20 protein-coding genes are annotated in these 20,978 nt (G+C 66.1%); 18 read left to right on the forward strand and 2 right to left on the reverse strand.

The window, feature by feature from the left end; genetic code table 11:
* Positions 1-48: 48 nt before the first annotated feature.
* The 18 genes from kdpA (at position 49) to rimO (ending at position 19,474) form a co-directional block, all read left to right on the forward strand.
* Positions 49-1,764 carry a potassium-transporting ATPase subunit KdpA gene (gene kdpA / locus BMZ97_RS03920; RefSeq protein ID WP_092165666.1) on the forward strand — a complete coding sequence of 572 codons (1,716 nt, stop codon included), beginning with the start codon at positions 49-51 and terminating at the stop codon, positions 1,762-1,764.
* A gap of 27 nt (positions 1,765-1,791) precedes the next feature.
* Positions 1,792-3,822, forward strand: coding sequence for a potassium-transporting ATPase subunit KdpB (gene kdpB, locus BMZ97_RS03925; RefSeq protein ID WP_244546262.1), 2,031 nt, complete (start codon positions 1,792-1,794; stop codon positions 3,820-3,822).
* 23 nt (positions 3,823-3,845) lie between these two features.
* Positions 3,846-4,436 (forward strand): potassium-transporting ATPase subunit KdpC, encoded by a 591-nt coding sequence (gene kdpC, locus BMZ97_RS03930; RefSeq protein ID WP_092165668.1) that lies wholly within the window; start codon positions 3,846-3,848, stop codon positions 4,434-4,436.
* Positions 4,436-7,156: a sensor histidine kinase gene (locus tag BMZ97_RS03935; RefSeq protein ID WP_092165669.1), complete on the forward strand. Its 2,721-nt coding sequence runs from the start codon at positions 4,436-4,438 to the stop codon at positions 7,154-7,156. The genes kdpC and BMZ97_RS03935 overlap by 1 nt, the downstream gene beginning before the upstream one ends.
* Positions 7,153-7,848: a response regulator gene (locus BMZ97_RS03940; protein WP_069691613.1), complete on the forward strand. Its 696-nt coding sequence runs from the start codon at positions 7,153-7,155 to the stop codon at positions 7,846-7,848. Before BMZ97_RS03935 ends, BMZ97_RS03940 begins: the two co-directional genes overlap by 4 nt.
* Positions 7,849-8,039: 191 nt before the next feature.
* The gene (locus tag BMZ97_RS03945) at positions 8,040-8,354 is read left to right on the forward strand and encodes a 2Fe-2S iron-sulfur cluster-binding protein (RefSeq protein WP_092165670.1); all 315 of its coding nucleotides are present in this window, start codon (positions 8,040-8,042) and stop codon (positions 8,352-8,354) included.
* Entirely contained in the window at positions 8,354-8,710 is a 357-nt protein-coding gene (locus tag BMZ97_RS03950; RefSeq protein WP_092165671.1) for a DUF2849 domain-containing protein, read from the forward strand. Before BMZ97_RS03945 ends, BMZ97_RS03950 begins: the two co-directional genes overlap by 1 nt.
* Before the next feature lie 3 nt (positions 8,711-8,713).
* Positions 8,714-10,384: a nitrite/sulfite reductase gene (locus BMZ97_RS03955; protein ID WP_092165677.1), complete on the forward strand. Its 1,671-nt coding sequence runs from the start codon at positions 8,714-8,716 to the stop codon at positions 10,382-10,384.
* Positions 10,371-10,892, forward strand: a complete 522-nt coding sequence (locus tag BMZ97_RS03960; RefSeq protein ID WP_092165678.1) for a DUF934 domain-containing protein — start codon at positions 10,371-10,373, stop codon at positions 10,890-10,892. The genes BMZ97_RS03955 and BMZ97_RS03960 overlap by 14 nt, the downstream gene beginning before the upstream one ends.
* A 76-nt stretch (positions 10,893-10,968) precedes the next feature.
* The gene (locus BMZ97_RS31140) at positions 10,969-11,136 is read left to right on the forward strand and encodes a hypothetical protein (RefSeq protein ID WP_158516247.1); all 168 of its coding nucleotides are present in this window, start codon (positions 10,969-10,971) and stop codon (positions 11,134-11,136) included.
* Positions 11,133-12,590 carry a siroheme synthase CysG gene (gene cysG, locus BMZ97_RS03970; protein WP_092165680.1) on the forward strand — a complete coding sequence of 486 codons (1,458 nt, stop codon included), beginning with the start codon at positions 11,133-11,135 and terminating at the stop codon, positions 12,588-12,590. The genes BMZ97_RS31140 and cysG overlap by 4 nt, the downstream gene beginning before the upstream one ends.
* A 262-nt stretch (positions 12,591-12,852) precedes the next feature.
* A complete protein-coding gene (locus tag BMZ97_RS03975; protein ID WP_092165681.1) occupies positions 12,853-13,890 on the forward strand; it encodes a sulfate ABC transporter substrate-binding protein in 1,038 nt (345 codons plus the stop codon).
* 3 nt (positions 13,891-13,893) lie between these two features.
* Positions 13,894-14,739, forward strand: a complete 846-nt coding sequence (cysT, locus tag BMZ97_RS03980) for a sulfate ABC transporter permease subunit CysT (protein WP_092165682.1) — start codon at positions 13,894-13,896, stop codon at positions 14,737-14,739.
* A complete protein-coding gene (cysW, locus tag BMZ97_RS03985) occupies positions 14,732-15,625 on the forward strand; it encodes a sulfate ABC transporter permease subunit CysW (RefSeq protein ID WP_092165683.1) in 894 nt (297 codons plus the stop codon). Before cysT ends, cysW begins: the two co-directional genes overlap by 8 nt.
* Before the next feature lie 14 nt (positions 15,626-15,639).
* The gene (locus BMZ97_RS03990) at positions 15,640-16,686 is read left to right on the forward strand and encodes a sulfate/molybdate ABC transporter ATP-binding protein (protein ID WP_092165684.1); all 1,047 of its coding nucleotides are present in this window, start codon (positions 15,640-15,642) and stop codon (positions 16,684-16,686) included.
* Between the two features lie 65 nt (positions 16,687-16,751).
* Positions 16,752-17,189: an OsmC family protein gene (locus BMZ97_RS03995; RefSeq protein WP_092165690.1), complete on the forward strand. Its 438-nt coding sequence runs from the start codon at positions 16,752-16,754 to the stop codon at positions 17,187-17,189.
* Positions 17,186-18,055 (forward strand): sulfurtransferase, encoded by an 870-nt coding sequence (locus tag BMZ97_RS04000; RefSeq protein ID WP_092165691.1) that lies wholly within the window; start codon positions 17,186-17,188, stop codon positions 18,053-18,055. Before BMZ97_RS03995 ends, BMZ97_RS04000 begins: the two co-directional genes overlap by 4 nt.
* A gap of 99 nt (positions 18,056-18,154) precedes the next feature.
* On the forward strand, positions 18,155-19,474 hold the full coding sequence (gene rimO, locus BMZ97_RS04005; protein WP_092166601.1) for a 30S ribosomal protein S12 methylthiotransferase RimO: 1,320 nt from the start codon (positions 18,155-18,157) through the stop codon (positions 19,472-19,474).
* 6 nt (positions 19,475-19,480) lie between these two features.
* On the opposite strand, the gene BMZ97_RS04010 is transcribed toward rimO, so the two are convergent.
* The gene (locus tag BMZ97_RS04010; RefSeq protein WP_092165692.1) at positions 19,481-19,861 is read right to left on the reverse strand and encodes a hypothetical protein; all 381 of its coding nucleotides are present in this window, start codon (positions 19,859-19,861) and stop codon (positions 19,481-19,483) included.
* A 111-nt stretch (positions 19,862-19,972) separates the two neighbouring features.
* On the reverse strand, positions 19,973-20,947 hold the full coding sequence (locus tag BMZ97_RS04015) for a quinone oxidoreductase family protein (protein ID WP_092165693.1): 975 nt from the start codon (positions 20,945-20,947) through the stop codon (positions 19,973-19,975).
* Between the last annotated feature and the right edge of the window lie 31 nt (positions 20,948-20,978).

The following is a 20,978-nucleotide window of genomic DNA, read 5'->3' on the forward strand; positions in this document are numbered from 1 at the left end:
TTTGCGCCCCGACCGCTTCTGACCTCAAAATCATAAGGAGACCTCGCAATGGATTGGCGGGGCTGGGCCGAGATCGTTTTCACGATCGCGTTGACGGTGGCCATGGGTTGGCCGCTCGGTATCTTCATGGCGCGCGTCTGGGCGGGCGAACGAACTTGGCTCGATCCGGTGCTGCGGCCGGTCGAGGCGCTTGCCTATGCCGCCTTCGGCATCGACCGCAACAAGGGGCAGAACTGGCTGGGTTATGCAGGGGCCGTGCTCGCCTTCAGCGCGGCCGGCTTCGTGCTGCTTTATCTGCAGCTGCGCTTCCAGAACCTGCTGCCGCTCAATCCGCAAGGCTTCGACGGCCTGTCGCCGCATCTCGCCTTCAACACGGCGGTCAGCTTCGTCACCAATACGAACTGGCAGTCCTATGCCGGCGAGGCGACGATGAGCAATCTCAGCCAGATGGCTGGCTTGACCGTGCATAACTTCGTCTCGGCCGGCACAGGCCTCGCGATCGCGGCTGCAGTCGCACGCGCCTTCGCCACCGATCGCGGCGAGAACCTCGGCAATTTCTGGGTCGATCTGACGCGCACCACGCTCTACGTGCTGCTGCCGCTCTCGATCGTGACCGCGCTTGTGCTGGTCGCGGCCGGCGTGCCGCAGACCCTGCTCGCCAATGTCGAAGCCTCGACCATCGAGGGCGCAAAGCAGGTGATCTCGCTGTTCCCGACCGCCTCGCAGGAGGCGATCAAGCAGTGGGGCACCAATGGCGGCGGCATCTTCAACGTCAACTCGGCGCATCCGTTCGAAAACCCGACGCCATTCACCAACCTGATCGAGGCCACCTCGATCAACGCGCTCGCCTTCGGCACCGTGATCGCTTTCGGTCGCATCGCCGGAGCGCGCAAGGAGGCCAAGGCGCTGATCGCGGTGATGATCATCCTCGTCGGTACCGCAGCCGCTGCGATCTATGCGTCGGAGACGCTCACGCCGCAGCCGGCGATGATCGCGGCCGGCATCACCGACGCCCCCTCCAACATGGAGGGCAAGGAAGTCCGCTTCGGGCCTGCCGCCTCATCGGTCTGGGCGGCGCAGACCACCGGCGCTTCGAACGGCTCGGTCAACGCAATGCATGGCAGCTTCATGCCGCTTGGCGGCGGCGTTGCGATGTTCATGATCCAGCTCGGCGAGGTCCTGCCGGGCGGCGTCGGCTCCGGCCTTTACGGCATGGTGGTGATGGCCCTGCTCGCGGTCTTCGTCGCGGGGCTGATGGTCGGACGTACGCCTGAATATCTCGGCAAGAAGGTCGAGGCGCGCGAGATCAAGTTCGCCATGCTGGCGGTGCTGATCCTGCCGCTCGCCATTCTCGGCTTCTCCGCCATAGCCGCCGTGCTGCCGGTCGCGCTCGAAGGCTTGCTCAACAAGGGGCCGCGTGGGCTTTCCGAGATCCTCTACGCCTATTCGTCGGCGGCGGGTAACAACGGCTCGGCCTTTGCCGGGCTCACCGCCAACACCCCCTGGTGGAACACGACGCTGGCCATCGGCATGCTGCTCGGCCGCTTCGCCTATATCGTGCCGGTCCTCGCCATCGCCGGCGCGCTCGCGGCCAAGCCGAAGCTTCAGCCGACCGCCGGCACCTTGCCAAGCGACAGCCCGCTCTTTGTCGGCCTGCTCATCGGCATCGTCTTGATCCTGGGCGGCCTGCAATTCTTCCCCGCGCTCGCTCTGGGCCCGATCGTCGAGCATTTCCAGCTGCTTGCGGCTGCGGCTTCACGCTGAGCCGACAAAGGAAATCCAATCATGTCCATGTCTTTCGTCAAATCCGGCGCGATCGACCAGAGCGTCGTGACGACCGCGCTGAAGAGCGCCTTCGTCAAGCTCGATCCGCGCGCACTGACCGGCAACCCGGTGATCCTCGCAACCGAGGTGGTCGCGGCGCTCGCGACCGTCTCGGCCGGCGTCGCCATCGCGGGCGGCCTGCCGGCCAGCTTCCCGATCCAGATCGCGGCCTGGCTCTGGCTGACCGTGCTCTTCGCCAATTTCGCCGAGGCCATCGCCGAAGGGCGCGGCAAGGCGGCGGCCGACAGCCTGCGCGCCACCCGCGTCACCACCAAGGCCAAGCTGATCATCGACGCCGCCCGCAATGCGATGGTCCCGACGCCGGCTCATGAACTCGTGCCGGGCGACATCGTGCTGGTCGAGGCCGGCGACGTGATCCCTGCCGATGGCGAGATCATCGAGGGCGTCGCCTCGGTCAACGAGGCTGCGATCACCGGCGAATCCGCCCCCGTCATCCGTGAGAGCGGCGGCGACCGCTCGGCCGTCACCGGCGGCACCACGGTCGTCTCCGACTGGCTCAAGGTGAAGGTCACCTCGCAGCAGGGCTCCTCCTTCCTCGATCGCATGATCGCGATGGTGGAAGGCGCCGACCGCCGCAAGACGCCCAACGAGCTCGCGCTCGCCGTGCTGCTGGCCGGGCTGACGCTGGTCTTCCTGATCGCCGTCGTCACGCTGACCGGGCTTGGGGCGTTCTCGGGTGTGACGCTCGATCCCATGGTGCTCGGCGCGCTCTTCGTGACGCTGATCCCGACCACGATCGGCGGGCTGCTCAGCGCGGTCGGCATCGCTGGCATGGACCGGCTGCTCAAGGTCAATGTGCTCGCAACCTCCGGCCGTGCGGTCGAGGCGGCCGGCGACGTCGACACGCTGCTGCTCGACAAGACCGGCACGATCACCTTCGGCAACCGCATGGCGGTCGAGGTCGTGCCGGCTCCTGGCGTGCGGCCCGATGCGGCGCTGCGCGCGGCGCTGATCGCCTCGCTTGCCGATGAGACGCCTGAAGGCCGCTCGATCGTCGAGCTCGCCCGCAATCAGGGCGTGACGGCCCAGGTCCCGGCGGGAGCGACCTCGATCCCGTTCAGCGCCACGACACGCCAGTCCGGCCTCGATGCCGACGGCAAGTCCTGGCGCAAGGGCGCGGTGGATGCGGTCATCCGGTCGCTCGACCTCTCCGAGAGCCAGGTTCCCGCCGAACTGCGCCAGGCGGTCGACCGCGTCGCGCGGTCCGGCGGCACGCCGCTCGCCGTCAGCGAGAATGGCGCGCTGGTCGGCGTCATCCATCTCAAGGATGTGGTGAAGCCCGGCGTCAAGGACCGCTTCGCCGATCTGCGCCGCATGGGCGTGCGCACCGTCATGATCACCGGCGACAACCCGGTGACTGCGGCGGCCATCGCCTCCGAGGCCGGCGTCGACGACTTCCTCGCCGAGGCGACGCCCGAGGACAAGCTGCGCATCATCCGCACCGAGCAGGCCAAGGGCCGGCTGGTCGCGATGTGCGGCGACGGCGCCAATGATGCGCCTGCCCTGGCGCAGGCCGATGTCGGCGTCGCCATGCAGACCGGCGCACAGGCCGCCCGCGAGGCCGGCAACATGGTCGATCTCGACTCGGACCCGACCAAGGTCCTGGAAATCGTCGAGGTCGGCAAACAGCTCCTGATCACGCGCGGGGCGTTGACGACCTTCTCGATCGCCAACGACGTGGCGAAGTATTTCGCCATCATCCCGGCGATGTTCGTCGTCGCCCTGCCCTCGCTCGGCGCAATGAACATCATGGGTCTGTCGAGCCCGCAGAGCGCCATCCTTTCGGCCGTGATCTTCAACGCGCTCGTCATCGTCGCGCTGATCCCGCTGGCGCTGCGTGGCGTGCGCTATCGCGCGATCGGGGCTGCCAAGCTGCTCTCGCGCAACCTCACCATCTACGGCATCGGCGGGCTGATCGCGCCCTTCGTCGGCATCAAGCTGATCGACATGATCGTCGCGGCGCTGAAGCTCGCCTGACAGCTCATCAAAGGACAACGACCATGTGGTCCCATCTTCGCCCCGCCATCGTCTCGATGGTCTTCTTCATCCTCCTGCTCGGCATCGCCTATCCGCTCGGCGTCACCGGGCTCTCCCAGGCGCTGTTCCCGGCGCAGGCCGGCGGCTCGCTGATCCGCAACCAGGCCGGCGAGATCATCGGCTCGGAATGGATCGGCCAGATCTTCAAGGACGATGCCTATCTGCGGCCCCGGCCGTCGGCTGCCGGCAAGGACGGCTATGACGCCGCCAATTCCTCCGGCTCCAATTTCGGGCCACTGAACGAGGATCTCGCCACGCGCATCAAGACCGATGCCGAGGCGATCCGCGCCGCTGATGGCGCCGGCCCTCTGCCGGTCGACGCCGTGACGGCGTCGGGTTCGGGTCTCGACCCGCATATCTCGCCGGAGAACGCGGCGCGCCAGATCGAACGCATCGCCAAGACGCGCGGCGCCCCGCCGGCGCAGGTCGCCGAGATCATCGCCCAGAACACGCAAGGTTATCTGCTCGGTTTCATCGGCCGGCCGCGCGTGAACGTGCTGACCGCCAATCTCGCCCTCGACGCGCGCTATCCGAAGGCTCAAGCTAAGCCGTAATGACCACTGACGAGACCCGATTCCGGGAACAGGGACGCCCTGATCCCGACGCCCTTCTGGCCCAGGCCGGCCGCGGTAAACGCGGCCGGCTGAAGATTTTTCTCGGCATGGCGCCGGGTGTGGGCAAGACCTACGAGATGCTCACCCAAGGCAATCGCGCCCAAGCGGAGCATGGCGAGGTGCTGGTCGGCCTGGTCGAGACGCATGGCCGCCGCGAGACCGAAGCGCTGCTCGACGGGCTGGAGGTGATGGCGCGCCGGCCGATCGAGCATAACGGCCGCATGCTGATGGAATTCGACCTCGATGCGGCGCTGGCCTGCAAGCCGCGCCTGCTGCTGGTCGACGAATACGCGCATTCCAATGCGCCGGGCAGCCGGCATCCCAAGCGCTGGCAGGATGTCGAGGAGTTGCTGGCAGCCGGGATCGACGTCTGGACCACGCTGAACGTCCAGCATCTCGAGAGCCTCGTCGACGTGATCTGGAAGATCACCGGCGTGCGCCAGCGCGAAACAGTGCCTGACAGCGTACTGAGCAGCGCCGACGAGATCGAATTGATCGACATCACGCCGAGCGAACTGCGCCAGCGCATGGCCGAAGGCAAGGTTTACCTCCCCGAGACGGCACGGCTCGCCGCCGACAATTTCTTCAAGCCGGAGAACCTGACCGCGCTGCGCGAGCTGGCCTTGCGCCGTGCTGCGCAGACCGTCGACGACCATCTGAATCAGGCGATGAAGCGCGCCGGCGTCGAGGGGCCCTGGGCTGCGGGCGAGCGCATCCTGGTGCTGATCGGGCCCGACGCGATGGCGTCCTCGCTCGTGCGCGCCGGCCGGCGCCTCTCCGACATGATGATGGACGCGCCCTGGACGGTCGCCCATGTCGAGCGACCCAACGGTTCGGACGCCGATCCGGCACGCGGTCAGAGGCTGGCGGAGGCGCTCAAGCTCGCCGAACAGCTTGGGGCCGCCAATGTCGTGCTGACCAGCGACGATCTCGTCGCCAGCGTGCTGGAATATGCGCGGCGCAACAACGTCACCCAGATCGTCGTCGGAAAATCGCATCGCAAGGGTTGGCGCGCCTGGTTCCATCGCTCGCTCGCCCCTGCCCTGCTGAAGGCGCAGAACGGTGCGGCGCTTCACATCATCACCGATATCGCCTCCGTACCGGCCGGCCCGCCCCCGGCCGCCCCCAAGCGCGATCTCTCCTGGCGCGGCCATATCGGCGCGGCGGTCATGGTAGCCGCGGCTGTCGCCGTCGCGACATTGGTCGATCGTCAGGCGGAGAACGCCAACCTCGCCATGCTGTTTCTCGTCAGCGTGCTGGGAGCAGGCGTCGCCTTCGGGCTTTGGCCGTCGCTGACGGCAGCAGGGCTCGCCGCCTTCGCCTATAATTTCTTCTTTCTCGAGCCGCGCCTGTCGATGTGGATCGGCAATCCGGCCGATGTGCTGACCTTCGCCGTATTCTTCGTCGCAGCCGTCGCTACGGGCGGCCTGACCGGGCGCATCCGCGACCAGGCCAAGGCGACAGCGCGGCGCGCCTCGGCGATCACGGCGCTGCTGGCAGCGAGCCGCAGACTTTCGGGCGCCGCGCGCAGGGAGGACGCCGCAACCGTACTGGCCGAGCAGCTTTCGGCGGCGACGGCCGGAAAGATCATCGTCCTGCTCCCGCAAGGAGACGAGATCGCGCCCAGCGCCGGCGCGCCCTCGCTGGAGCCATTGACCACCGCCGACATGACGGCTGCGCGCTGGAGCTGGAACCGGGGCGAGCCCGCCGGAGCCGGCACCGGCACGCTGCCCAATGTCGCCTGGACCTTCCGGCCTTTGCAGGGTGTGCGGATGCGCTCGGGCGTGGTCGGGTTCGAGCCCAAAGCCCTGCTGGGTGCGGAGAATGAGCGTTTTGCCATGGCGCTGCTCGACCAGGGCGCGATCGCGCTGGAGCGGGTGGAACTCGCTGCGGCCGCCGTCGATGCCGAGGCGCTGCGCCGGACGGATCGATTGCGCTCGGCGCTGCTGAACTCGGTCAGCCATGATCTGCGCACGCCGCTCGCCACCGTGCTCGGCTCCGTGACGACGCTGATCGATTTCGGCAAGAGCGTCGAGCCGGCCGTGGCCGACGATCTGCTTTTGTCCATTCGCGAGGAGGCCGAGCGCCTCAACCGCTATGTCGGCGACCTGCTCGACATGACACGGCTGGAAGGCGGCGCGCTGGTGACACGCCGCGATTGGACCGATGTCCGCGACGTGATCTCGGCCGCGATCGCGCGGGTGTCGCGGCGACTGGAGAACCGCCGCATCCAGCGCGATTTTCCAGCCGAACTTTCAGCCGTGCCCGCCGACCCGTCCTTGCTCGAACAGGCCCTGGTCAACATCCTGGAGAACGCGATCGCCTATAGCGAGAACGGTTCGCTGATCGAAACCGCGGCCTATGAGGACCGGGGCAATGTCGTGATCTCGATCGAGGACGAAGGTCGCGGCATCCCGACAGCCGAGCTCGAACGCGTCTTCGAGAAGTTCCGGCGCATGGAAGAGGCGACCGATCGCGGCGGCGAGCGCGGAAAAGGGGCGGGCCTTGGCCTTGCCATCTCCAAGGGCTTCGTCGAGGCCATGGGCGGGCGCATCGCGGCCGCAAGCCCGATCCAGGATCGGCCTGACGGTTCCAAGGGGGGCACCCGCATATTGATCAGCCTGCGCAAGGACGGCGCGGCGCCGGAGGTTCTGTCATGACCGCTTTCCGCCCCCGCATCCTCGTCATCGACGACGAGCCGCAGATCCACCGCTTCCTCGGCCCGGCGCTCGATGCGGCGGGCTACGAACATGTCCGCGCCGACGACGCCACTGCCGGTCTGCGCGAGATCGCGCGCAAACCGCCCGACGCCGTGGTGCTCGATCTCGGCCTGCCCGACATGGACGGCAAGGAGGCCCTGGCCAAGGCGCGCGCCTTCTATGACGGGCCGGTGATCATCCTCTCGGCGCGAGACCGCGAGACAGAGAAGATCGATGCGCTCGACGCCGGCGCCGATGACTATGTCGAAAAGCCCTTCGGCGTCGGCGAATTGCTGGCGCGCCTGCGCGTCGCGCTGCGTCACCGCATCGAGCGGCAGGGCGCGGAGGCGACGATCCGCTCGGGCGATGTCGAGATCGACCTCGTCAACCGCCGGATCAGCCGCGCCGGGGTGCATGTGAAGCTTTCACCGAAGGAATACGACCTGCTCGCCAGCCTGGCCGGCGGAAATGGCCGCGTGTTGACGCATCGCCAGATCCTGACCGCAGTCTGGGGGCCGGCGCATGAGCATGACGTGCAATATCTGCGCGTTTTCGTCGGGCAATTGCGCCAGAAGCTCGAGGATGATCCGGCGGCGCCGAAGCTGATCGAGACCGAGCCCGGGGTGGGCTATCGGCTGGGCGGATTGGTCTGACGCCGCCGTCGTCGCTCCTCCTCCTACGGAGGAGAATCCACTCGATGCCCGCTAGGTCCGATGAGCCGGAAAGACAAATCTCCTCCTTTTGATCGGGAATAAGAAAAAACACGCTACCTTGCGTGAATTGAATCGATCGCCGCTCTGGCTTATTTGAAACGTTCGGAAGAACGAACGGGGCAAGCGGCGCAGTGGCCATTCTGAATGTGATCGACCGCGACGGTCGCGCCCATGAACTCGAAGCCGTCGAAGGCTGGCGGGTGATGGAGATCCTGCGCGACTACAAGGTCGGGATCGAGGGCGTCTGCGGCGGTTCCTGCGATTGCGCCACTTGCCATGTCGTCGTCGCGTCCGATTGGGCCAAGCGCCTGCCGGAGCCACGCGAGGATGAAATCGACGCGCTCGACACCCTGCCATTGATCGAGGCGACCTCGCGCCTCTCCTGCCAGATCATCTGGTCCGACGAGCTCGACGGGTTGACGCTCACCTTGGCGGAGGCCGCGTGATGGCTGCCGCCCCCAAGCGCGTCCCCTTGCCGGCGATCCTGCTCGCCAACGACCTGCTCGATGGCGATGTCGTCTTCGCCGTTGCCGGCGCCAACGGGCAACTCATCTGGACGCGCGATCCGGCGCTGGCGCTGGTCGCCTCGGACGATCCCGCCGCAGAGAGCCTCGAGGCTTTCGCGGCGGCCGAGCTCGCGGGCAATCGCGTGGTCGATGCCTATCTCGTCGATGTCACCATGGAGACCGGCCAGCCGGTTCCGCGACATTTCCGCGAGCGCTTCAAGACGCTGGGGCCCAGCAATCGTCCCGATCTCGGCAAGCAGGCCGGGGATGGGATCTCAGCCGGGCAGAGGGCCTGACCGATGTATCGCTATGATGAATTCGACGAGCGTTTTGTCCGCGAGCGGGTTGCCCAGTTCCGCGACCAGGTCTCACGGCGGCTCGACGGCTCGATCACCGAGGATGAGTTCAAGCCGCTGCGGCTCAAGAACGGCGTCTATCTGCAGCTCCACGCCTATATGCTGCGCATCGCCATTCCCTATGGCACGCTGTCATCGAAGCAACTGCGCCAGCTTGCGCTGATCGGCGAACGCTACGACCGCGGCTACGGCCATTTCACCACGCGCCAGAACCTGCAGTTCAACTGGCCGAAGCTGCGCGACGTACCCGAAATTCTGGACCTGCTCGCCGATGTCGAGATGCACTGCATCCAGACCTCCGGCAATTGCATCCGCAACGTCACGGCCGACCATTTTGCCGGCGTGGCGCAAGACGAGATCGAGGATCCGCGCCCGACCGCCGAGTTGATCCGGCAATGGTCGTCGCTCCATCCCGAATTCGACTACCTGCCGCGCAAGTTCAAGATCGCGGTGACAGGCGCCGAGCATGACCGCGCCGTGATCAAGGCGCACGACATCGGCCTGCGCCTGCGCCGCCATCCCGACACCCATGAGATCAGCTACGAGGTCAGCGTCGGCGGCGGCCTCGGTCGCACCCCGATGATCGGCAAGGTCGTGCGCGACTACCTGCCCAAGGATGACCTGCTCGCCTTCCTCGAGGCGATCATGCGGGTCTATAATCTCGAGGGCCGGCGCGACAACAAATACAAGGCGCGGGTCAAGATCCTCGTCCATGAGATCGGCGTCGAGGAGTTCCGCCGCCGCGTCGAAGAGGAATTCGCGCGGCTCGATGGGCCCTCGGTGAACGCCGATCCGGCCGAGGTCGCGCGCATCGCCGCCTACTTCAAGGCGCCCGATTATGAGGTCCTGCCGGCAACGAGCCGGGTGCTGGAGGCAACGAAAGCCGCCAACCTCGGCTTCGCGCGCTGGGTCGAGGTCAATACGATCCCGCACAAGGCGCCAGGCTATGCGGCGCTGACGATCTCGCTGAAGCCCGTCGGCGAGGCGCCGGGCGATGCGACCTCCGACCAGATGCGGCTCGTCGCCGATCTCGCCGAGCAGTACTCGCAAGCCGAAATCCGCGTAACCCATGCGCAGAACCTCGTGCTGCCCTATGTCCGCCAGCGCGACCTCTTCGCGATCTGGCAGAGGCTCGGCGAAGCGGGGCTCGCAAGCGCCAATATCGGCCTGATCACCGACATCATCTCCTGCCCCGGGCTCGACTATTGCGCGCTCGCGACGGCGCGTTCGATCCCGATCGCGCAGGCGATCCAGCATCGTTTCGCCGATGACAATCGCCAGAAAACGATCGGCGAGCTCAACATCAAGATTTCGGGCTGCATCAACGCCTGCGGCCACCACCATGTCGGCCATATCGGCATTCTCGGCCTGGAGAAGCGCGGGATCGAATCCTATCAGATCACGCTTGGCGGCGACGCGACCGAGAACGCCGCGATCGGCGAGATCCTGGGGCCCGGCCTCGCGGCGGAGGATGTTCCCGACGCGATCGAGCGGATCGTGAACGTCTATCTCTCCGAGCGGACTGAGGGCGAGAGCTTCATCGAGAATGTCCGCCGCATCGGCCTTGCTCCGTTCAAGGCCGCCTTCCAGGAGGTCGCCCATGCCGTTGCTTGATCGGAACGGCAGCAAGGTCGACGCCTGGACACGTAGCGAAGGCTCAGGGGTCGACAATCTCTCGCAGGCGCTGGTGCCGTGGGAAGCGCTGACCGAGGCCCTGCAACAAAAGGCGCGCGACCAGCGCATCGGCGTCGTGATCCCCAACAACATCCGTATCGCCGAGCTCAAGCTGGTGCTGCGCCAGCTCTCGCTGATCGCGATCAGCTTCCCGGCCTATTCGGATGGGCGCGGCTTCAGCCTTGCCAAGCTGATCCGCAATCATGGCTTCACCGGAACCTTGCGCGCGAGCGGCCCCCTGATCGCCGACCAGTTCGCCTATGCGCTGGCTTGCGGCTTCGACGAAATCGAACTGCCCGAGGCCAGCGCTGCGCGTCAGCCGGTCGAGCAATGGCTCAAGACAGTGGGCCAGATCAGCCATGGCTATCAGCGCGGCTATGGCGACAGCCACAACATCCTCGATCAGCGTCGCACGGCCCGCGCCGCCGGCCGCCTCGCCGCATCGTAACGCGATGACGCCCGGCGCGGCCGATCGAAACAGCGCCGCCGGACCGGCGACATTGCGCGGATTGAAGGAGGACAGCATGGACAGCGAGATCGCAAATCTGCTTCCGAAGCAGCCCCATGAGCGCTGGTTCGATCTTTGCTTTCGCCTTATCATTGTGCTCTTGGCTGTCTTCTGGTTGCTGATGCCGCCAGCGGGGGGCGAGACGCGCCCCACGGATGTCAGAGCCACCACAGCGACGCGATGAGCGAAAGACAACCAGAGCCGACCACCGCGCGCCGCATCGACAGGCTGGCGACGCTGCCGCTCTTCCACAAGCTGGAAGGACGCAAGGTCGTGCTCGCCGGTGGCAGCGAGAGCGCGCTCTGGAAGGCCGAATTGATCGCGGCGGCCGGAGCCGACCTCCGCGTTTTTGCCGGCGATGCGGCTGACCGCTTCACGGCCCTCGCCAACGAACCGCCAGCCGGCTCTGTGACCGTGGTACCCCGGCATTGGCAGCCTGACGATCTGGCCGACGCAGCACTTGCCATCGGCGATATCGAGGATCTCACTGAGGCGCGCGCCTTCGCGGCGGCCGCGCGGCAGCTGGGCGTGCCGGTCAATGTCGTCGACAAGCCCGAATTCTGCGATTTCGCCTTCGGTTCGCTGGTCAACCGTTCGCCCCTGATCGTCGCGATCTCGACCGATGGCGCCGCGCCCGTCTTCGGGCAGGCGATCCGGGCCAAGATCGAAGCGTTGCTGCCGGCCGGGCTGAAGAGCTGGGCCCAGGCGGCCAAGGACTGGCGGCCCGCCGTGCAGGTGCGCGAGCTTCCTTTCGCACTTCGCCGCGCCTTCTGGGAGCGCTTCACGGCGCGCGCCATCACAGCTCCCGAACGTGACCCCGGCGAGATCGACAGGAGCGACCTCTTCAGTGCGCTCGACCGGCTCGAAAGCGCCCATGACGGCAACGGCCGGGTGACCTTGGTCGGTGCCGGCCCGGGCGACCCGGAACTCTTGACGCTGAAGGCCATCCGCGCGCTGCAGAGCGCCGACATCATCTTATATGACGACCTCGTCTCGTCTGGCGTGCTGGAGTTCGCCCGCCGCGAAGCCAAGCGCATGCTGGTCGGCAAGACCGGCTATGGGCCGTCGGTCAAACAGAGCGACATCAACGCCCTGATCGTCGCGCTGGCGAGCCAGGGCAAGCATGTCGTGCGCCTCAAGGGCGGTGATCCCGGCATCTTCGGCCGCGCCGGCGAGGAGATCGAGGCCTGCGCCGCTGCCAATATCCCGGTCGCGATCGTGCCCGGTATCTCGGCGGCACAAGGAGCCGCGGCTTCGCTTGGCCTCTCGCTGACCCATCGCGACCATGCGCGCCGCCTGCAATTCGTCACCGGCCATGCCCGCACCGGTGACCTGCCGGACGATCTCGACTGGCAGGCCATGGCCGACCCCTATGCGACGACGGTGATCTATATGGCGCGCGCCACGCTCGCGGGCTTCCGCGACCGCGCGGTGGCGGCCGGGCTCGATCCGCAAACGCCGGCCGTTGCCGTTCTGGCGGCGACACGGCCGGACGAAGTCCGGGTGGCCGCGACGATCGCGACATTGCCTGATATGCTCGGCCAACTGCCAGCCAAAGGGCCTGTGCTCGTCCTGGTGGGGCATGCGCTGGGGGCCGTGGCCGCCACCAGCGTATCGCAGGATCTGCGCCGGGCCTGAATTCGGCGCTGCGACAACGGCCTATTCGGATTTATGCCTGATTTGCCCGCAAATCGCGTTGCGCGGGAAATGCCTGACCAAAAATACGGTGGAACGCCTTCAAGGGAGACGCGTTTTCTCCCACAGGGTTCAAGTTTGGAATGGGCCTGCTGCAGCATGCCGTTGAGGCTGGTGCGAAAATTCAGTACGTTTCGTTTGTTATTCAGAACGAATGTCGGTGGTTCCCTGGGGCCTCCGGCATTGATCGCAACGGAGCCCTGACATGACGCAACCTATCTTTCGCCGTGTGCTTAGAGCCGGGCTCGTGCTCGGGGCTTTCACCCTGTGCTTCGGCGTCGTGGCCGGCGCGCGCGCCCAGACTGAGTTGCTGAACGTCTCCTACGACCCGACGCGGGAGCTCTACCGCGACCTGAACGCGGCTTTCATCGCCGAATGGAACGCGAAGAACACCAAGAAGCTCACGACCATCCGCCAGTCCCATGGCGGCTCGGGCGCTCAGGCGCGCACGGTCATCGACGGTCTCAATGCGGATGTGGTGACGCTGGCGCTGGCGGGCGACATCGACGCCATCGCCCAGCGCTCGAAGAAGCTGCCGGAAAACTGGCAAACGCGCCTGCCCAACAACTCCTCGCCCTACACCTCGACGATCGTCTTCCTCGTCCGCAAGGGCAACCCCAAGGCGCTCAAGGACTGGGGCGACCTGGTCAAGCCGGGCGTGCAGATCATCACGCCAAACCCGAAGACCTCGGGCGGGGCGCGCTGGAATTACCTCGCTGCCTGGGCCTATGCCGACAAGGCCTTCAACAAGGACGAGGCGAAGGTCCGCGACTATATCGGCAAACTCCTGGCAAACGTACCCGTGCTCGACACCGGCGCGCGCGGCGCGACCACGACCTTCACCCAGCGCGGCATTGGCGACGTGCTCCTGGCCTGGGAGAACGAGGCCTTCCTCGCCTTGCATGAATTCGGCGCCGACAAGTTCGACATCGTCGTGCCGAGCCTCTCGATCCTGGCGGAGCCGCCGGTCGCACTGGTCGACGCCAATGTCGACGCCAAGGGCACGCGGGCCGAGGCGCAGGCCTATCTCGACTTCCTCTACACACCGAAGGCCCAGGCGATCATCGCGAAGAACTATTATCGGCCGCGCAATGTCGAGGCGGCCGACCCAAAGGACATCGCGAATTTCCCGAAGCTTGAGCTGGTCACGATCGACCAGGATTTCGGCGGCTGGGCCAAGGCACAGCCGACCCATTTCGGCGACGGCGGCAGCTTCGACCAGCTCTACAAGCCGGCGCGCTAGCTGATGGCAGCGGCGACCTCAGTTTGGCGGCAGCCGAGCATCCTGCCAGGCTTCGGCATCGCGCTCGGCATCACGCTGAGCGCCTTGTCCCTGATCGTGCTCGTGCCGCTGGTGGCGCTGGCGCTGAAGGCGGCGAGCGCCGGCCCGGCAGATATCTGGGCGGTGACGACCTCGCCGCGGACGCTGGCAGCGTTGCGCCTATCTTTTCTGGGAGCGCTGTTTGCCGCCTGCATCAACGCCGTCTTCGGCATGATCCTCGCCTGGGTGCTGGTGCGTTACGACTTTCCAGGCCGACGCTTCATCGATGCAGCGGTTGACCTGCCCTTCGCCTTGCCGACGGCGGTCGCCGGTATCGCGCTCGCGGCGATCTATGCGCCCAATGGCTGGGTCGGCAGCTTGCTGGCGCCTTATGGCATCAAGATAGCCTATACGCCGCTCGGTGTGATGGTGGCGCTGATCTTCGTCGGCCTGCCCTTCGTCGTGCGCACGGTGCAGCCGGTGCTGCAGGAGATGCAAGCCGATGTCGAGGAGGCCGCGGCGCTGCTCGGGGCCGGCCGCTGGCGCACCATCTTCACGGTGATCCTGCCTCCGATCTATCCGGCGTTGCTGACCGGCTTCGTCCTGGCCTTTGCGCGCGCGGTCGGCGAATACGGCTCGGTGATCTTCATCGCCGGCAATGTGCCGATGGTCTCGGAGATCGCCCCCCTGCTGATCGTGATCCGGCTGGAGCAATTCGACTATGCCGGTGCGGCTGTCGTCGCGATGCTGATGTTGTTGATCTCCTTTGGCCTCATTCTCTTCGTCAACCTGATTCAGGCACGGGCACGCCGGAGGTTCGGCGATGTCTGATGCTGCTCTGCCCCAGTTCCGGACCGACACGGCCCAAAAGCGTGATACGCGCCGCATCCGCGGCGAAGGCGTTGTCGTCCAGGCCGTGCTGATCGCGGTCTCGCTCGCCTTTCTGGCGCTGTTTCTGCTGCTGCCGCTGGTCTCGGTCTTCGTCGAGGCGGGTGCGCGCGGCTGGACGGCTTACAAGGCGGCCGTGACCGAGCCCGATGCGGTCGCGGCGATCCATCTCACTCTGCTGGTCGCCGGCATCGCCGTGCCCTTCAACGTCGTCGTCGGCATCGCAGCCGCCTGGGCGATCGCCAAGTTCGAGTTTCGTGGCAAGAACCTGCTGATCAGCCTGATCGACCTGCCCTTCTCGGTGTCTCCGGTGATCTCGGGCCTCGTCTTCGTGCTGCTCTTCGGCGCGCAAGGCTATTTTGGCGCCTGGCTCAAAGCCAATGACGTGCAGATCGTCTTCGCCCTGCCCGGTCTCGTCCTGGCGACGGTGTTCGTGACCTTCCCCTTCGTCGCACGCGAGCTGATTCCGCATATGCAATCGCTCGGTTCGGCCGATGAGGAAGCGGCGCTGACGCTCGGCGCTTCGGGCTGGCGGACCTTCCTGACGATCACGCTGCCCAATGTGAAGTGGAGCCTGTTTTATGGTGTGCTGCTCTGCAACGCGCGCGCCATGGGCGAGTTCGGTGCGGTTGCGGTCGTCTCCGGCAAGATTCGGGGGCTGACCAACACCATGCCGCTGCATGTCGAGATTCTCTACAACGAGTACATGAGCGCTGCGGCCTTTGCCGTCGCCTCGCTTCTGGCCGGGCTGGCGCTCGTCACGCTCGCGCTCAAGACGCTGCTGGAATGGCGTTACTCGGATTCCATCGCCGCCAGCCGCCGCCATTGATGAAGGACGCAAGCATGTCGGTCGCAGTCACCATCGAATCGATCGAGAAACGCTTCGACGCATTTGCTGCCTTGCGCGGCGTCTCGCTCGACATCCAGCCTGCCGAGCTCGTCGCCCTGCTCGGCCCCTCGGGCTCAGGCAAGACGACACTGCTGCGCTTGATCGCCGGCCTCGAACAGGCCGATCAGGGCCGCGTGCTGTTCGGCGAGACCGATATGCGCGACCTCTCGCTGCGCGACCGGCGGATCGGCTTCGTCTTCCAGCACTACGCCCTGTTCCGGACCATGACGGTCGGAGAGAACGTCGCCTTCGGCCTGAAGTCGCGCCCGCGGGCGCAGCGGCCGGAACCGGCGGAGATCAGAAAGCGCGTCGGCGACCTGCTCGAACTCGTACAACTGCCCGGCCTCGACAAGCGTTATCCGAGCCAGCTCTCGGGCGGCCAGCGCCAGCGCGTGGCGCTGGCTCGCGCGCTGGCGATCGAGCCGCGCGTGCTGCTGCTCGATGAACCTTTCGGGGCGCTCGATGCCAAGGTCCGCAAGGATCTGCGCGCCTGGCTGCGCGACCTGCACCGCCGCACCGGACACACCACCGTCTTCGTCACGCATGACCAGGAGGAGGCGCTGGAACTCGCCGACCGGGTCGCGATCCTGAATGACGGCCGTATCGAGCAGGTCGGTTCGGCGGATGATGTCTATGATCATCCGGCGACGCCCTTTGTCTGCGAGTTCCTCGGCGAGGTGAACAAGCTGCCGGTCAAGGTCGTCGGCAGCCAGGCCTTTTTCGGCGATCGGCCGGTTCTGGGCGGGTTGTCGCAGAACCAGGGCGGACAGGCCGCGCTCTATGTCCGGCCCCAGCACCTGCGCATCGTCGACGATCTGCCGCTGGCGCTGCCCGGCGTCGTCGAGCATCTGCGCCGGAACGGCCCGCTGCGGCGCGCCGAGGTCGCGGTTCAGGGGCTGGCGAAGCGCCTCGACGTGGATCTGGCGAGCCAGGTCGCGCCGGCGATCGGCGAGCGCATCCGTTTGCGCATCACACATGGCAGTCTGTTCGCGGCAGCCTGAGCGGTCTCGCTTCGGCCTTCACCAGCCGCTAGCCTGGGTGCAAGTGATTTGCATAGGAGCGAACGATGAAAGCGCGGGCGAAATGGGTCGAGGGCATGGCCTTCATGGGCGAGGCCGGCAGCGGCCACGCCGTGACGATGGACGGCGCTCCTGAATATGGCGGCCGCAACATTGGCATCCGGCCGATGGAGATGCTGTTGATCGGGCTCGCCGGCTGCACCGGCTTCGATGTCGTGCAGATCCTGAAGAAGGGCCGCGAGAGCGTCACCGGTTGCGAGGTCGAGGTCGAGGCGGAACGCGCCACGGAGGATCCCAAGGTCTTCACCAAGATCCACCTCGCCTACAAGATCACCGGGCGTGGGCTATCGCAGGCGAAGGCGGAACGGGCCGTCACATTGTCGAAGGAAAAATACTGTTCGGCTTCGATCATGCTCGGGGCGACCGCCGAGATGAGCTACACGCTCGATGTTGTCGACGAATTGCAGAAGGTGGCGGCCGAATGAGCAAAACCCAATTCTCCGGACTGATCACGCCCGAGGCTCTCGAACAGCGCCTGGGCGACAGCAATCTGGTCGTCGTCGACATCCGCTCCTCGGTCGATGGCGGCGGCAAGGCTGCTTATGAAGCGGGACATGTTCCCGGCGCCGTGCACAGCGACTATGCCGCCGATGGCTGGCGCGCCAAGGTCGGCAATGCGCCCGGCATGCTGCCACCGCTTGAGCATCTGGCCGCGCTCGCGGGACGGCTCGGCATCAAGCCTCATGACGACGTCGTCATCGTGCCGGCGGGCGTCAGCGCTACGGATTTTGCCGCCGCCGCGCGGATCTACTGGACACTGAAGTTGATCGGCCACGGCCAACAGGCCATTCTCGACGGTGGCTTCAAGGCTTGGAGCGTCGACCCGCAGCGCCCGATCGAAACCGGGCCATCCGCTCCGAAATCGACCGATCCCTACCCGATCGTGATGCAACAGCAATTGCGCAGCAACACCGACGCAACCCTCGTGGCTTCGCGCGGCAAGCTCGCGACCCTGGTCGATGCGCGTTCAACCAGCTATTTCGAGGGCCGCGAGAAAGCCGCCGAGGCGGCCCGCGCCGGGCATATCCCGGGGGCAGTCTCGCGCGACTATGCCGAGGCCTTCGACCCCGGGACAGGTGCTCTGAAGCCGATCCGCGATCTATCCGCGCTGTTTGCCGGCGTGCCGAACGGGCCGGCGATCTCCTATTGCAACACCGGCCACACGGCAGCGCTGAACTGGTTCGTGATGTCCGAGGTGCTCGGCCGTGAGGAGGTCGCGCTCTATGATGGCTCGATGACCGACTGGACGCAGGATTCGGAGCGGCCGGTCTCGACGGAAGCCGCGGCATAAGCTTCCAGATTTGCCAAACAGGCTGAAACGGTTCAAAGGAAGCGCCGTGCGCGAGCCATGCCGCGCCGCTTCCTTTCAGAATTGTCGAGTCGCCTGCCGATGAATGCCGTCGCGCCGAAAATCTCTTTCGTTTCGCTGGGCTGCCCCAAGGCCCTGGTCGATTCCGAGCGGATCATCACCTCGCTTCGCTCGGAGGGCTATGAGCTCAGCAAGTCGCATGCGGGCGCCGATCTCGTCATCGTCAACACCTGCGGCTTCCTCGACAGCGCCAAGGCGGAATCGCTGGAGGCAATCGGGGCGGCCATGTCGGAAAACGGCAAGGTCATCGTCACCGGCTGCATGGGCGCCGAGCCCGAGCAGATCCGCGACGCCTTCCCGAACGTACTCGCGATCACGGGCCCTCAGGCCTATGAGAGCGTCGTCTCGGCCGTGCACCAGGCGGTGCCGCCACGGCACGACCCCTTCGTCGACCTCGTCCCTGACCAGGGCATCAAGCTGACGCCGCGCCATTACGCCTATCTGAAGATTTCAGAGGGCTGCAACAACCGCTGCAGCTTCTGCATCATCCCCAAGCTGCGCGGCGATCTGGTCTCGCGGCCGATCGGCGAGGTGCTGCGCGAGGCCGAGAAGCTGGTCAAGGCCGGCGTCAAGGAACTGCTGGTGATCTCGCAGGACACCAGCGCCTACGGCCTCGACATCAAATACGCGCCCTCGATGTGGCAGGACCGCGAAGTTCGCACCCGCTTCTTCGAACTGGCTCGCGAATTGGGCCAGATGGGCATCTGGGTGCGGATGCATTACGTCTATCCGTATCCGCATGTCGACGAAGTCATCCCCCTGATGCAGGAGGGGTTGATCCTGCCTTATCTCGACATCCCCTTCCAGCACGCTTCCCCCAATGTTCTCAAAGCGATGAAGCGGCCGGCCCACCAGGACCGCACGCTCGACCGCCTGCGCAAATGGCGCGAGATCTGCCCTGACCTCGCCATCCGCTCGACCTTCATCGTCGGCTTCCCCGGCGAGACGGAGGAGGATGTGCAGTTCCTGCTCGATTGGCTGAAGGAGGCCAAGCTCGAGCGCGTCGGCTGCTTCAAATACGAGCCTGTGAAGGGCGCGCCGGCCAATGATCTGGGCCTCGCTCTCGTCCCGGAAGAGGAAAAAGAGGCGCGCTGGCACCGCTTCATGAAGGCGCAGGCCGAGATCAGCACGCGCATCGTCAAGAACCGCGTCGGCAAGCGCATTTCCGTCATCATCGACGAGGCCGGCCCGACCGTCGCCAAGGGCCGCTCGAAATGGGACGCGCCCGAGATCGACGGCAATGTCTATGTCGCGAGCCGCCGGCCGCTCAGGGCCGGCGACATCGTCACAGTGAAGGTCGAGCGGGCCGACGCGTATGACCTGCACGGCGTCGCCGTCTGAAAATCATCACGGGTACTCGCAGAAATAGCGGATGACCTGGCTGCCCCGGCCGCGCGCCGCGAAGACTTCGCCGCCGGCGCAGGCATTGCCGGTATCCGCGACCTGCCGCACCGGCCGCTGACGCGGCGGCGGCGGTTCGTTGCAGACATGGGTGAGGCAGCCCGTACCGGCGCGACGCAGCTCGACCGCACGGGTCAGGCGAGCCCTGGCATGATCTTCGCGCAGCACCTGCAGGATCGAGGGATCGCCGCCACCTCCTCCATTGCCGCCATTGCTGCCGCCGCCATCACCGCCACGGCCTCCGCCGCCACCCTGCTGGGCCATGGCGACTGTCGAGATGGTGAGCGAAGCCAAGACGAGCCCCGCGAAACGAATGGTCCGGTTCATGACCTGTCTCCCGAATGAGGATCAGCATGTGCTGACCATCATTGGTCGCAGGCCGGGCCGGGCAGGTTCAAAGCCGGTTCGATTTTTCTCAAACCGGCTCGGCCACTCGCCTCAGGGGATCAGGACAGTCGAGCCGGTGGTGCCGCGGCTTTCCAGGGCGCGATGCGCATTGGCTGCATCCTGCAGCGCGAAAGTCGCGTTGACCGGCACGGTGACGGCGCCCGACGCGACGGCACCGAACAGATTGGCCGCCATCTCGATCATGATCTCGCGCTTGGCGATATGGGTGAAGAGCGTCGGCCGGGTCACGTAAAGCGAGCCTTTCGGCCCGAGCAGGCCGAGATTGAAGGGCTCGACGGCGCCCGACGCATTGCCGAAGCTTGCCAGCACGCCGAAGGGGCTCAGGCAATCCAACGAGGGCAGGAAGGTGTCCTTGCCGACGCCGTCATAGACCACCGCGCAAAGCTTGCCACCAGTGATCTCCTTGACGCGGGCCGGGAAGTTCTCCTCGCGATACAGGATGGTGTGGTCGGCGCCATGCGCCTTGGCGAGCGCGGCCTTTTCCTTGGAACCGACAGTGCCTATCACGGTCGCACCCAGCGCCTTGCCCCACTGGCACAAGATCAGCCCGGTGCCGCCGGCCGCAGCATGGACGAGGATGGTGTCGCCCGGCTTCACCTTATAGGTGCGGTGGAGCAGATATTCCGCCGTCATGCCCTTCAGCATCATGCTGGCGGCGGCTTCATAGGTGACGGCGTCCGGCAGCGCCACGACCGAATTGACCGCGACGATGCGCTCCTCGGCATAGGAGCCCAGCGTCGCGACATAGGCGACGCGGTCGCCGACCTTGAACTCGGTGACATTGGGGCCGACCGCCAGAACTTCGCCCGCGCCCTCATTGCCGGGCACGAAGGGCAGTTGCGGGGCAGCGTAAAGGCCGGTGCGGAAATAGGTGTCGATGAAATTCAGGCCGATAGCGCGGTTCCGGACCAGCACCTCGCCCGGCCCCGGCGGAGGCAGCGTGATGTCGTCCCATTGCAGCACTTCGGGGCCGCCGACCTTGTGAACGCGGATGGCCTTGACCATGAATCCAACTCCCTGACTCGAAGACGGGACC

It is taken from the genome of Allobosea sp. OK403 (assembly GCF_900113835.1).
Classification (GTDB): Bacteria; Pseudomonadota; Alphaproteobacteria; order Rhizobiales; family Beijerinckiaceae; genus Allobosea.

Coding starts and splice junctions, on each gene's coding strand:
- kdpA (WP_092165666.1), top strand. CDS start 49: ATGGATTGGCGGGGCTGGGCCGAGATCGTTTTCACGATCGCGTTGACG.
- kdpB (WP_244546262.1), top strand. CDS start 1,792: ATGTCTTTCGTCAAATCCGGCGCGATCGACCAGAGCGTCGTGACGACC.
- kdpC (WP_092165668.1), top strand. CDS start 3,846: ATGTGGTCCCATCTTCGCCCCGCCATCGTCTCGATGGTCTTCTTCATC.
- BMZ97_RS03935 (WP_092165669.1), top strand. CDS start 4,436: ATGACCACTGACGAGACCCGATTCCGGGAACAGGGACGCCCTGATCCC.
- BMZ97_RS03940 (WP_069691613.1), top strand. CDS start 7,153: ATGACCGCTTTCCGCCCCCGCATCCTCGTCATCGACGACGAGCCGCAG.
- BMZ97_RS03950 (WP_092165671.1), top strand. CDS start 8,354: ATGGCTGCCGCCCCCAAGCGCGTCCCCTTGCCGGCGATCCTGCTCGCC.
- BMZ97_RS03955 (WP_092165677.1), top strand. CDS start 8,714: ATGTATCGCTATGATGAATTCGACGAGCGTTTTGTCCGCGAGCGGGTT.
- BMZ97_RS03960 (WP_092165678.1), top strand. CDS start 10,371: ATGCCGTTGCTTGATCGGAACGGCAGCAAGGTCGACGCCTGGACACGT.
- BMZ97_RS31140 (WP_158516247.1), top strand. CDS start 10,969: ATGGACAGCGAGATCGCAAATCTGCTTCCGAAGCAGCCCCATGAGCGC.
- cysG (WP_092165680.1), top strand. CDS start 11,133: ATGAGCGAAAGACAACCAGAGCCGACCACCGCGCGCCGCATCGACAGG.
- BMZ97_RS03975 (WP_092165681.1), top strand. CDS start 12,853: ATGACGCAACCTATCTTTCGCCGTGTGCTTAGAGCCGGGCTCGTGCTC.
- cysT (WP_092165682.1), top strand. CDS start 13,894: ATGGCAGCGGCGACCTCAGTTTGGCGGCAGCCGAGCATCCTGCCAGGC.
- cysW (WP_092165683.1), top strand. CDS start 14,732: ATGTCTGATGCTGCTCTGCCCCAGTTCCGGACCGACACGGCCCAAAAG.
- BMZ97_RS03990 (WP_092165684.1), top strand. CDS start 15,640: ATGTCGGTCGCAGTCACCATCGAATCGATCGAGAAACGCTTCGACGCA.
- BMZ97_RS03995 (WP_092165690.1), top strand. CDS start 16,752: ATGAAAGCGCGGGCGAAATGGGTCGAGGGCATGGCCTTCATGGGCGAG.
- BMZ97_RS04000 (WP_092165691.1), top strand. CDS start 17,186: ATGAGCAAAACCCAATTCTCCGGACTGATCACGCCCGAGGCTCTCGAA.
- rimO (WP_092166601.1), top strand. CDS start 18,155: ATGAATGCCGTCGCGCCGAAAATCTCTTTCGTTTCGCTGGGCTGCCCC.
- BMZ97_RS04010 (WP_092165692.1), bottom strand. CDS start 19,861: ATGAACCGGACCATTCGTTTCGCGGGGCTCGTCTTGGCTTCGCTCACC.
- BMZ97_RS04015 (WP_092165693.1), bottom strand. CDS start 20,947: ATGGTCAAGGCCATCCGCGTTCACAAGGTCGGCGGCCCCGAAGTGCTG.